General features: G+C 69.6%; 11 protein-coding genes. 9 read left to right on the top strand and 2 right to left on the bottom strand.

Going from position 1 to position 12,085, the window contains the following annotated elements:
* Nucleotides 1-113: 113 nt before the first annotated feature.
* Together AB0K60_RS30440 and AB0K60_RS30435 are read right to left on the bottom strand one after the other, a co-directional pair.
* Nucleotides 114-1,739, bottom strand: a complete 1,626-nt coding sequence (locus tag AB0K60_RS30440; RefSeq protein WP_364062795.1) for an NAD(P)/FAD-dependent oxidoreductase — start codon at nt 1,737-1,739, stop codon at nt 114-116.
* A gap of 116 nt (nt 1,740-1,855) precedes the next feature.
* Nucleotides 1,856-2,791: an ABC transporter substrate-binding protein gene (locus AB0K60_RS30435; RefSeq protein WP_364062792.1), complete on the bottom strand. Its 936-nt coding sequence runs from the start codon at nt 2,789-2,791 to the stop codon at nt 1,856-1,858.
* Nucleotides 2,792-3,040: 249 nt separating this feature from the next.
* Here AB0K60_RS30435 and AB0K60_RS30430 point away from each other — a divergent pair, with 249 nt between their 5' ends.
* From AB0K60_RS30430 to AB0K60_RS30390, 9 genes are all read left to right on the top strand, one after another.
* Nucleotides 3,041-3,871, top strand: coding sequence for an ABC transporter permease (locus AB0K60_RS30430; protein ID WP_364062789.1), 831 nt, complete (start codon nt 3,041-3,043; stop codon nt 3,869-3,871).
* Nucleotides 3,868-4,650, top strand: a complete 783-nt coding sequence (locus AB0K60_RS30425; protein ID WP_364062786.1) for an ABC transporter permease — start codon at nt 3,868-3,870, stop codon at nt 4,648-4,650. Before AB0K60_RS30430 ends, AB0K60_RS30425 begins: the two co-directional genes overlap by 4 nt.
* A gap of 62 nt (nt 4,651-4,712) precedes the next feature.
* Nucleotides 4,713-5,498 (top strand): ABC transporter ATP-binding protein, encoded by a 786-nt coding sequence (locus AB0K60_RS30420; RefSeq protein WP_364062974.1) that lies wholly within the window; start codon nt 4,713-4,715, stop codon nt 5,496-5,498.
* Nucleotides 5,499-5,571: 73 nt separating this feature from the next.
* On the top strand, nt 5,572-7,305 hold the full coding sequence (gene ilvD / locus AB0K60_RS30415; RefSeq protein WP_364062783.1) for a dihydroxy-acid dehydratase: 1,734 nt from the start codon (nt 5,572-5,574) through the stop codon (nt 7,303-7,305).
* Nucleotides 7,302-8,060 (top strand): alpha/beta fold hydrolase, encoded by a 759-nt coding sequence (locus AB0K60_RS30410; protein ID WP_364062780.1) that lies wholly within the window; start codon nt 7,302-7,304, stop codon nt 8,058-8,060. The genes ilvD and AB0K60_RS30410 overlap by 4 nt, the downstream gene beginning before the upstream one ends.
* Entirely contained in the window at nt 8,057-9,445 is a 1,389-nt protein-coding gene (locus AB0K60_RS30405; RefSeq protein WP_364062777.1) for an FAD-dependent oxidoreductase, read from the top strand. Before AB0K60_RS30410 ends, AB0K60_RS30405 begins: the two co-directional genes overlap by 4 nt.
* 13 nt (nt 9,446-9,458) lie before the next feature.
* On the top strand, nt 9,459-10,796 hold the full coding sequence (locus tag AB0K60_RS30400; RefSeq protein WP_364062774.1) for an aconitase X catalytic domain-containing protein: 1,338 nt from the start codon (nt 9,459-9,461) through the stop codon (nt 10,794-10,796).
* Entirely contained in the window at nt 10,793-11,215 is a 423-nt protein-coding gene (locus tag AB0K60_RS30395) for a DUF126 domain-containing protein (protein WP_364062771.1), read from the top strand. Before AB0K60_RS30400 ends, AB0K60_RS30395 begins: the two co-directional genes overlap by 4 nt.
* Before the next feature lie 7 nt (nt 11,216-11,222).
* A complete protein-coding gene (locus AB0K60_RS30390) occupies nt 11,223-12,041 on the top strand; it encodes an SDR family NAD(P)-dependent oxidoreductase (RefSeq protein WP_364062768.1) in 819 nt (272 codons plus the stop codon).
* Nucleotides 12,042-12,085: the final 44 nt, after the last annotated feature.

Here is a 12,085-nt window from a genome sequence, read left to right as displayed (position 1 = left end):
GGCTATCTGCAGCAGTGGCCGCTCTGTGCGGGGACACTGCGCGGCATCAACGTCACCGATGCGCTGCCCTTGGGCGATCACCGCGGCGAGTCGGCGTCGAGCATCGACGGTCCTCAGCGTGTCCCGAGGACGAAGCCGCGGTAGTTGTCGGCCGCCACTTCCTCGCACGTCTCCCGGTAGACGTTGACCCCGCCGAGGTACGGCATGAAGACCCGGGGCTTGCCTGGCACGTTCGCGCCCATGAACCACGAGTTCGCGCGTGGGTAGAGCGTTCCGGCGGCGACGTCGTTCACGTGTTGGACCCATTTGTCCTCGGCGGCGGCGTCCGGCTCGATCGTGTCGACGCCGCGATTACGCAGGTCGCGTAGGCATCGTGCGATCCAGTCGACGTGCTGCTCGATTGACACGATCATGTTGCTGACGACGGATGGACTGCCCGGGCCGGTGATCGTGAAGAGGTTGGGGAAGCCGTTGGTCTGGAGGCCCAGGTAGGTGCGTGGGCCGGCCGCCCACTTCTCCTCAAGCGCGAGGCCGCCGCGACCGCGGATGTTCAACCGCAGCAGCGGGCCGGTGATCGCGTCGAAGCCGGTTGCGAACACGATCGCGTCGAGGGGGATGTCGCGCTCGCTGGTGCGGATTCCCGTCTCGGTGATGCGTGCGATGGGCTCGCGTCGGAGGTTGACGAGGTCGACGTTCGTGCGGTTGAACGTGTCGTAGTATCCGCTGTCTAGGCAGACCCGCTTCGCTCCGTATGGGTAGCCCTGTGGCATGAGGTCTTCGGCGACGGACGGGTTGTGCACGATTTCGGCGATCTTTGAGCGCACGAAGTCGGCGACCAGGGTGTTCGCGCGCTCGTCGGTCATGATGTCGGTGTATGACGCCGACAGGCAGGCGAAGAGGCCTTGGTTCCAGCATGATTCGAAGCGCTCCCGGCGTGCCTCCGGCGCGACCTCGAGCGCGGACTCGAGCCCGCGTTCGATGATGATGCCGGTGCGGGCCTCCAGTGCCTTGCGCCGGTATTCGGCGTAGTGCCGCTTGTACTCGGCGACGTAGTCCGGGTCGAGTGCGGCGTTGCGCGCGGGGAGGCTGAAGACGGGGGTGCGCTGGAAGACCGTCAGGTGTTCGGCCTGCTGGGCGATGACCGGGATCGACTGCACCCCGGACGAGCCCGTGCCGATGACGCCGACGCGTTTTCCGGTGAAGTCGACGCCCTCGTGTGGCCACATGCTGGTGAAGAGGGTGGTGCCGCGGAAGTCGTCTACGCCGTCGATCTCGGGGGGTTTGGGTGCCGATAGGCATCCGACCGCTGTGATGACGTACTTTACGTCGTATCCGGGGCCGGAGTCGGTGTGCGCGCGCCACCGTGATCGGTCGTCGTCCCACTCCAGTTTGGTGACGCGGGTGTTGAAGCGGATGTGGCGGCGCAGGTCGAAGCGGTCGGCGACGTGGTTGGCGTAGCGCAGGATTTCGGGCTGTGTGGCGTAGCGTTCGGTCCACTCCCACTCCTGCTGCAACGCCTCGTCGAAGGAGTAGGAGTACTCCAGGCTCACGACATCGCAACGGGCGCCGGGGTACCGGTTCCAGTACCAGGTGCCGCCGACATCCGATGCCATCTCGACCGCCTCGAAGGTGAGTCCGAGCTCGCGGAGGCGGTAGATCATGTAGAGGCCGCCGAAGCCGGCGCCGATCACGAGCACATCCCGCCGGACGGGCTCGTCACCCGCATTCGTCGTCATCATCAGTCGCTTTCTCTTGTGCAGTCCGTGTCGTGTCGCTTCCGCCCCTGGCGGACATGCTTGGGGTGCCTCCGTCCTGCCGCGGGGGCGGCAGGACGGAGTCGTAAGAGCGGGGACGGTCACGGGCTCCAGACGAGCGCCTTGTAGTCCGGCTCCTGCTTGAGTACGCCGTACTTGACGGCCGCCTTGGCGAGGTAGTTCAGGGACTCGGGCTTGAGCTGGGCCGGCCAGTTGTTGAGCAGCATCGTCTTGAGCAGTTCCTGATCGATCGTCGGCGCGACCTTGAGCGTCATCTGCCGGGTCTCATCCGGGTGCTCCGTGGCGTATACCGACGACTCGGAGATCGCTTCGCGGAGCCGGCGGAACAGGTCGCCCTTCTCCGCGAGCTGCTGGTCGGTCGTGAACCATGCGGCGGCCGCCGCCTCGACGCCCGGCGCGAGGTCGTGGAACGAGTTCGCGATCTGCACCGCGCCCTGCTTGATCGCGAGCGAGCAGAAGGGCTCGTTGCACATCGTCGCGTCCAGGTCGCCGTTGACGAGTGCCGAGACGAGGTCGGGCGGTGGCAGTTCGACGAACTTCACGGTGGACGGATCGCCGCCGCCCTTCTCGATCGACGTGCGGGCGAGCACCTCCAGCAGGTTGCCGAGCGTGTTGACCCCGACGCGCTTACCGTTGAGGTCCCCCGGGCTCTTGATGCCGCTGTCGCCCATCGTGAGGAGGTTGTTGATGCCCTTGTCCTCGTCGGCCCAGCTCGTGCCGGACGGCGAGATGATCTTGAGCGGCAGGCCCTGCTCGCGCCCTTGCATGATCGAGACGACGTTGCTGAAGCCGAGCTGATACTGCCCGCTCACGACCGGGGGGACGATGGCGGCGCCGCCCTGGCCTGGGTTGAAGTGCAGTTTGATACCGCGCTTGGCGAAAAAGCCCTTTGCTTCGCCGAGGTACAGCACTGCCGCGTCGGGCGAGGGGATGATGCCGACCTCGACGACGGTGGCCTCGTCGTTTCCCGTGGTCGGTGCCGCGGACCCTCCGCACGCGGCCAATGAGGACGTCATCAGCGCTGTAACGACGAGCGCGATACCGCGCCGCAACCTGGTTGTCAACATACCGCCTCCATGTGCCAGCCGTTTGGACGGCCGTTCTCACGTGGTGGAACCGGCCGTCGACGCGGTGACGGTCACCATAAATGCGCCTCAACGCCGCCGTCAACGCATTGCGTTCATCGGGACGCTGTGCGTACCATCCGGGCCAGAAGAGAAAGACGGCACCCCGGGTGGCTTTTGTCGCTCGGTGAGGAGGCCCGCGTGAACTCGATCGCCATCGTCGCGGACGAGCGCCGCTCGCGCCCACGCATCGCGCTTCGGTTACGCCCCCAGGCCTGGCGCGGTTTCGGCGGCCTGCTGGTACTCGTGGCGATCTGCGAGGCCGTGCCGAGGTCCGGACTCGTCAATCCGACGTTCCTCCCGCCGTTCAGCGAGATCATCGCCTCGCTCGTACGGCAGGCGGGCACGGCCGTCTTCTGGGAGGCGGTCGGGTCCACCCTCAGGGGCTGGGCGATCGGCCTGGCGATCGCGATGGTCGCCGGCACGCTCCTCGGCATCGTGGTCGGCTCGTCGCGCTTCCTGCGCAACGCCACGGCCTCCACCATCGAGTTTCTCCGCCCGATCCCGTCGGTCGCCCTCATTCCGCTCGCCGTGCTGCTCTTCGGCACGAGCATGCAGGCCACGCTGCTGATCGTCGTGTACGCGAGCTTCTGGCAGGTGCTCATCCAGGTGCTGTACGGCGTGCAGGACGTGGACCCGATCGCCCGCGAGACCGCGCGCTCCTATCGGTTCCGCACGCTGACGCAGATCCGCATGGTCGTCTGGCCGACGGCGCTTCCCTATGTCGTCACCGGGTTCCGCCTCGCGGCCACCGTCGCGCTCGTGCTGGAGATGACCGGCGAGCTCGTCATGGCGACGCCGGGACTCGGGCAGCAGATCACGCAGGCGCAGAGCTCGGGCAACATCCCCGCGATGTACGCACTCGTGATCGTCGCCGGGCTGTTCGGCGTGCTCGTCAACGTCGCCGCCCGCGCCGGGCAGGCCCGCGTCCTCAGGTGGCACCCCTCCATCAGAAAGGACCTGCCGCGTTGACCCTCACGACCCTGCTCCGCCGCCTCGGCTACGCGCTGGGGCTGCCGGTGATCCTCGTGGCCTTGTGGTGGGTCACCTCGGCGGGCAGCACGAACTTCTTCTGGCCGCCGCTCGGCCGCGTCATGGACGCGTTCGCCGAGACCTGGTTCGGTCCGCGGTTCGCCGCGGACGTGCTCCCGAGCCTCACCCGGCTGTTGATCGGTTACCTCGTCGCGCTCGTCGTCGGCGTCGGGCTCGGCGTCGCCGTCGGCTCGTGGCGCCCGTTGCGCGAGTCGATCGAGCCGTCACTGGAGTTCATCCGCGCGATCCCGCCGCCCGTGCTGGTGCCGATCTTCATCCTCTTCTTCGGCATCGGCGAGACCATGAACGTGACCGTGATCATCATCGGCTGCGTCTGGCCGATCCTGCTCAACACCACCGAGGGCGTGCGCAGCGTGGACGAGGTGCAGCGCGACACCGCCGCCTGCTTCCGGTTCCGAGCCGCCTCGCGGCTGTTGCGGCTGACGCTGCCCGCCGCGAGCCCGCAGATCGCCGCGGGCGCCCGCCAGGCGCTGTCCGTCGCGATCATCCTCATGGTCATCAGCGAGCTCTTCGCCACGACGAACGGACTCGGGTTCGTCATCGTCCAGTTCCAGCGCAGCTTCCAGATCCCACAGATGTGGTCGGGCATCATCCTGCTCGGGCTCATCGGCGTCGCCCTCTCACTGATTTTCCGCTTCTTCGAATCCCGCGCGCTCTCGTGGTACACGGGCATGCGCCACTCCGAGCGAGGAGAGTGATCGTGATACCAGATGCGACCAGGCTTCCCCGCACGGCCGTCGCGAGTACCGATCCCGAGGTCATGCTCGACATCCGGCACGTGCAGAAGATCTACGAGGGCAAGGACAGGTCGGTCGAGGCCGTCCACGATCTCGACTTCAGCGTCGCGGCGGGTGAGCTCGTGTGCGTCGTCGGCCCCTCCGGTGCGGGCAAGACGACGCTGCTGCGCTGCGTCGCGGGGCTGCTTGAGGTCACCAAGGGCGAGATCCGGCTGGCGAACGAGAAGGTCACCGGCCCGCCCGAGGGCATGGCGGTCGTGTTTCAGGAGTACGGCCGCAGCCTTTTCCCGTGGATGACCGTACGCCAGAACGTCGAGCTGCCGCTGCGGGAGAAGGGCGTCGGCCGGTCGGAGCGGGCCCGGCTCGTCGATGAGGCGCTGGAGGCCGTCGGGCTCGCGCGCGTCGGCCGGTCGCATCCGTGGCAGCTGTCCGGAGGCATGCAGCAGCGGGTCGCGATCGCGCGGGCGGTCGCGTACGAGCCGCAGGTGCTGCTCATGGACGAGCCGTTCGCCGCGGTGGACGCGCAGACGCGGGCCGAGCTGGAAGATCTCATCCTGCGGCTGTGGAAGCGCCTCAACGTCACCATCGTGTTCGTCACGCACGACATCGACGAGTCGGTGTACCTCGGCCAGCGCGTCATCGTGCTCTCGAACTCCCCGACGGTCGTGCTCGACGACGTCGCGATCGACCTGCCGGGCGAGCGCGACCAGGTCACGACCCGCTCCCTCCCCGAGTTCACCCGGCTGCGCACGAACATCTACCAGCTCGTGCAGCTCGCCAAGCAGCAGAACCCGGCGGCGCGAGCCTGACCGTCACGGCGGGCCGGGACCCCGACCACCGCGCCCGCGTCATCCGAATCCCCGTCCCCCTCGGAGGCAGCCGTTGGAACTCCGCAGCAACTTCCCGAAGAACTCGGCCCGGTCGATCACGCGTCGAGCGCAGTGGCGTCCGCTCGGCATCACGCCCGATGAGCTGGACCTGCCCAAGGTCGCGATCGTCAACACGTCCAACGATCTCGCCGCCTGCTTCGCTCACCTCGACGACATCGTCGTCGTACTCAAGCGGGAACTGCGCGCGCTCGGGATGCTGCCGTTCGAGGTGCGAACCGCCGCCCCGTCGGACTTCATCACGAGCGCTGGGCGTGGCGGACGGTACATCCTACCGACCCGGGACCTCATCGTCGACGACATCGAGGTCATGGTGGAGGGCGCGCAGCTCGACGCGATGATCTGCCTGAGCTCGTGCGACAAGACCACCCCGGCCCACCTCATGGCCGCGGGCCGGCTGAACATCCCGACCGTCATCGTGCCGTGCGGCTATCAGCACAGCGGGCTCGCCGCCGCCGGCGACGCCGACGTCGAGGAGGTCTTTCTCCTGTCGTCGCAGCAGGTGCTCGACGGGCGGCTCGACGACGAGGTCATCCGGATGGCCGACCAGGCGATCCGCGGGCCCGGCGTGTGCTCCGGGCTCGCGACCGCGAACTCCATGCACGTCGTCGCCGAGGCCCTCGGCATGGCGGCCACCGGGTCGGCGCCCGTGCGCGCCAACAGCGAGCGCATGTGGGCGAACGTGCGGGCCTCGGCGCGGGCGCTCGCCGGACTCGTCGAGCGCGGCATCCGGCCGCGGGACATCCTCACCGAGGCGTCCATCACGAACGCCATCCGCGTGATGCTCGCGGTCGGCGGGTCGATTAACACGATCAAGCACCTGCAGGCGGTCGCGATCGAGGCCGGCGTCGATCTCGACGTGTGGGAGACCTACCGGGTGCTGGGCCGCGAGACGCCGCTGCTCGCGGCGGTGCGCCCGAACGGCCCGTCGCTCATCGAGGAGTTCGAGGACGCCGGCGGCGGCGCGACCGTGCTCCGCGAACTGCTCCCGCTGCTCGACGGCACGCAGCTGACCGTGACGGGTACGACGGTCGCGGAGAACGCGGCGTCGGCACGCCCGGCGGACGGCACGGTCATCCGCAGCATCGCGGACCCGTATTCGACCGACCCGTCGATCGTCGTCGTACGCGGATCGCTCGCCGAGGAGGGAGCGGTCGCCAAACGGCCCATCCCCGACCCCGGCCCGTACCGGTTCACCGGGCCCGCCCGGGTCTTCCACTCCCGGGAGGAAGGAGTCGAGGCGATCGCGGCGGGCCGGGTGCGGGCCGGCGACGTGGCGATCATCCGCGGCATCGGGCTGCTGGGCGGTCCGGGCATGGGCATGATCTCGGCATTCATCTTCGCCCTGGAGGGTCGCGGCCTCGGCCAGAGCGTGGCCGTGGTCACCGACGGCCAACTGAGCGGCCTGGTCAACCAGGGCATCGTGGTGGGCGAGGTGTCGCCCGAGGCGGCCGTGGGCGGTGCGCTCGGCCTGGTGCGGGACGGCGACCTCATCGACATCGACCTGCGGTCGGGTCGCATCGACCTGCTCGTGGACGCCGACGTGCTCGCCGCGCGTCCGCCGTTCGTGCCGCGGGATCAGGTGGACACCACCGGCCTGCTCGATCGGTACCGGGCCACGGTGGGGCCGCTCTCGTGCGGCGCGGTGCTGTGCGCCCGTGGCGCGGCCACCGAGCGCCGCCCGGCCGACCCGGCAGGCGTGGCCGCCGATCGGCAGGAAACGGCGTGATCGGCGAGCTTCCGTACGCGTGCCATGGCGGCGAACGCGCGCCGGTGCTCGTCCTGGGCAACTCGCTCGGTACGACGCAGGCGATGTGGTCGCCGCTGCTCGCCGAGCTCGGCGACGCCGTCCGCGCGCTCACCTTCGACCTGCCGGGGCACGTCCGCGCCGAGGCGTCCGATTTCACCTTCGACGACATCGTCACCGCCGCGATCGCGCTGCTGGACCGGCTGTCCCTGCGCGACACCGTTTACTGCGGCGTGTCCCTCGGCGGCGCGCTCGGGGTCGCCGTCGCGGCGCGCCGGCCCGACCTCGTCCGCCGCCTCGTCGTGGTCAACGCGCCGATCCGGCAGCCGTCGGCGGAGTTCTGGTACGGCCGCGCCGAGGTCGCCGAGCGCACCGGGCTTGAGCCCTTCGCCTCGACGCTCGCCGACCGGTGGTTCGAGCCCGGATCCGACCCGGACGTCGTCGCCGCCGTGACCACGGCGTTCCGCGGGATCCCGCCGCTCGGGTACGCCCAGGCGTGCCGCGCGATCGCCCGCCTCGACATCTCCGACGACGCCGCTCGCGTGAAGGCGGAGACCGAGGTCGTCGCCGGCGAGTCGGACGTGGCGGTCGGCCGCGAGCACGCGGTGGAACTCGCCGCGGCGATCCCCGGCGCGGCGATGCGGACGGTGCCGGGCGCGCACCTGCTGCCCGCCGACCGCGCCGGTGACCTCGCCGCCCTCCTGTCCTTCGCGATCGATTCCAGAGGAGCCCAGTGACATCGAGCACGATTCCACAGCCCGCGACCGAGGTTCCGGTGATCGGCGAGTACGACGTCGTGGTCGTCGGCGGCGGGCCGGCGGGTCTCATGGCCGCGACGGCCGCCTCGCGCGCCGGCCGGTCGACGCTGCTCATCGAGCGGTACGGCTTCCTCGGAGGCGCCGGAACGATGGGCGGGCTGAGCACGTTCTGCGGCCTGCACGCGCGGGTGCACGGCGAGGATCGGCAGGTCGTGCACGGCTTCGCGGACGAGCTGCTCGATCGCATCAGGGCGCTCGACGGCCTCAACGCGCCGCACCTCACCATCGAGGACCGCATCCAGGCGGTCGCGTTCGACATCTCGGCGTACAAGATCGCCGCCGACGAGCTCGTGCTCTCGGGCGGCGGCGAACTGCTCTTCCACGCGATGGCCGTCGGCGTCTCGATGCGCGGTGACAACGAGATCGATGCCGTGATCATCGAGTCGAAGTCGGGCCGCGGCGCGGTGCGGGGGCGCGTGTTCATCGACGGCTCCGGCGACGCCGACCTCGCCTACTGGTCGGGCGCCCCCGTCGAGAAATCGCCCAAGCTGCTCTATCCGTCCCTCATGTTCCGCATCAACGGCGTGGACCCGGTCCGGGCGGGCGCCGCGTGGCGCACCGTCGGCCGGCTGATGACCGAGGCCGAGGAGGCGGGCACCCATCGCTTCCCGCGCAAGAAGCCGCTCGTCCGGCCGCAGCGCAACCCGCTCGAGTGGCGATCGAACCTCACCCAGCTCAGCAACGACGACGGCAGCCCGGTCGACGGCACCGACGTGCGCCAGCTCACCCACGGGGAGATCCAGGGACGCCGCCAGGCCCGCGACACCTTCGCGTTCATCAAGGCGAAGGTGCCGGGTTTCGAGGACGCGTACATCGTGGACCTCGCGCCGCAGATCGGCATCCGGGAAACCCGCAGGATCGTCGGCCCCTACCAGCTCACCGAGGACGACATCCGGGGATGTGTCGACTTTTCCGACGCCATCGGCGTCAACGGCTGGCCGGTCGAGGCCCACGTGGCCGGCGACGTCGACTTCCGCTTCCCGTACGCCGAGGACACCCGCGGATTCACCCAGCTTCCCTTCCGCATGATCGTCCCGCGGCGCGTCCGCAACCTCTACGTCGTCGGACGCTGCGCGTCGATGACCCAGTGGGGGCAGTCCGCCGCGCGCGTCTCGGGCCCCTGCTTCGTGATGGGGCAGGCGGCGGGAACCGCCGCCGATCTCGCCCTCTCCGCGGGCGTCGCCGTCGACGGCATCGACATCACCACGTTGCAGCGCCGGCTCGAAACCGACGGCGCTTACCTGGGCACCGATCTCGCCCCCGACCGGAAGACGACCACCGTGCCAGGAGGATCGGAATCATGACAAGGAGCTCCCGATGCTGACCGAGACCGGGACGACGCCGCCCGAGCCCGCCTCCGCCAGGCCGTACCGGCCGGGCGGCACCGTCCGCCTCACCGACGTCGAGCGCGACATGGCGGAGGGCGGTCAGGGCGAGGCCGTCGCCGCCGCCATGGATCTGCTCATCCGCTACGGCGACATCCTCGGGGCCGAGCGACTCGTCGAGACCGACAACGTGTGCGGCGCCAACATCTTCGGCCCGCGGCACAGCCGGTCATACGGCAACGCCGATCCGGTGGCGCTGTTCTCGGAGTTCTCGCTCGACTCCCCCACGCCGCTCGACGTGCCGCCGATGCGGGCGAACTCCTGCCAGCTCATCGGCCCGTACGACCCCGTTCACGCCGATCTGCAAGGGCTGGACGGCGCCACGCTCGAAGAGATCACCCAGAGCGAGCGGTACCTCGCCTCCCTGGGCGTCAGCCTGCTCAACACCTGCACGCCGTACCAGGTCGGCAACGTGCCCACCCGCGGCGAGCACTGCGCGTGGATGGAGTCCTCGGCGGTGCCGTACATCAACTCGCTGCTCGGCGCGCGCACCAACACCGAGGGCCGCGAGTCCACGGCGGCCGCCATGGTCACGGGCCGGATCCCGTACGCGGGACTCCACCTCACCGAGAACCGATACGCCACGCACCTGGTGCGGATCGACACGCCCGTGGTGTCGACCTTCGACTGGAGCGTCTTCGGGTACTTCCTCGGGCGGCACCTGCGCCACGAGATCCCGGTCATCGCCGACGTGGCGGGCAGCGTCGATCCGGTGTCGCTCAAACAGTTCGGCGCGGCCGCGAACTCCTCCGGCGATGTGGAGATGTATCACATCCCCGGGGTCACCGCCGAGGCCGTGAGCGTGGAGCACGCGCTGCACGGCAGGCCGCCCGTCGAGGAGCTGCGCTTCACCCGGCGCGACTACGAGGACGTCATCGAGCATCTCAACTCGACGGCGACCGGCGACGACATCCAGTTCGTCATGATCGGGTGCCCGCACTCCTCGCTCAGCCAGTTACTCGAGGTCACCGGGCTGCTCGACGGCAGGCGCATCAGCGACTCGGTGCACCTGTGGGTCTACACGCCGAGCGCCCTTCGCGAGGTCGCGCGCCGCAACGGGTGGATCGACATCATCGAGCGGGCCGGCGGGAAGGTATGGGCGGACACCTGCCCGGCGATCGGGCAGTTCGTCCCGCCCGGTACGAAACGGTTCGCGACCGACTCCGCCAAACAGGTCCACTACCTGCCGGCGATCATGGGTGTCGAAGGGCGGTTCGGCACGACCGAGGCGTGCGTCCGCACCGCGCTCACGGGGCGGTGGGCGGCATGAGCGCATTGGTGTTCACCGGCCGCTGCCTGCACCCCGGCGAGGCGACGGGCGAGGTGCTGCACTGCTCGACCGAGATCCCGGGCTGGGGAGGCATCAACCCGAAGACCGGCGACATCGTCGAGGTCGGGCATCCGCAGCGGGGTCTGAGCATGGCGGGGAAGGTACTCGTGATCCCCGGCGCGAAGGGCGCCTCGGGCTGGTCGGGGCAGTTCCACATGGCACGGGTGCTCGGGACGGCCCCGATCGCGGTCATCACGCGCAAGCTCAACACGAAGCTCGCGCTCGGGCTCGCCGTCCTCCGCGTACCCGCGCTCATCGACCTTCCCGAGCAGGCGTACGCGGCGCTCGAGACCGGCAGGACCGCCACCGTCCGGGGCGACACGCTCATCATCCACGCCGACGACGCGTCGGCGTTCTGATCATCGAATGAAGGGTCCTTCGAAAGTGGGCGACGTCCTGGCCGGACGCACCATCATCATCACCGGCCCGGCGAGCGGGATCGGCGCCGCGTACGCGCGCATCTGCGCGATCAACGGCGCCAAGCTCCTGCTGCTGGACCGCGACGCCGACGGACTCGCGGCCAGGGCCGACGAGCTTCGCGGTCTCGGCGCGGAGGTCGTCGAGTACGTCGTCGACGTGAGCGACGGCGACGCGGTGGACCGGGTGTTCGCCTCGATCGAGCAGGAGCACACGCCCGACGGCGCGTTCCTCAACGCGGGCATCAACGGCACGACGAGCTTCCGCCTCCCCGAGGGCGAACTGCAGAACACCTCGCGGGAGATCTGGCACCGGGTGCTGGGCGTCAACCTGCACGGCTTCTTCTACACGCTGCAGCGCACGGCGGGGCTGCTCAAGAAGGCGGGGCGGGGCACGATCGTGGTGACCTCCTCCACGGCCGGCGAACGTCCCGAACCGCTCATCGGGTACGCGTACATCGCCTCGAAGGCGGCGGTGACCGCGGTGTCCCGGCAGGCCGCGCTTGAGCTGTCGAAGTGGGGCATTCGGATCAACGTAATCGCTCCGGGCTCGTTCCGGACGAACATCGCCGGGCCGCTCCCGCCGCCTCCGGGGAAGATCGAGACCTGGAACCGCTCCATTCCCCTGGGCCGCCACGGACGCACGGAGGAGCTGGAGGATCTCGCCCTCCTCCTCATCTCCGATCGCTCGTCGTTCATGACCGGCGGGGTCTACGTCGTCGACGGCGGCGCGACCGCGCTCACCCAGGTGCTCGCGGATCAGCTGTAACCGCCCGTACACAACCGGATCGCAACGCCGGTTGGTCGGACCCC

It is taken from the genome of Thermopolyspora sp. NPDC052614 (assembly GCF_040678635.1).
Classification (GTDB): Bacteria; Actinomycetota; Actinomycetes; order Streptosporangiales; family Streptosporangiaceae; genus Thermopolyspora.
The sequence above is the reverse complement of the archived record's forward strand: the minus strand, read 5'-3'. Positions and strand labels throughout refer to the sequence as shown.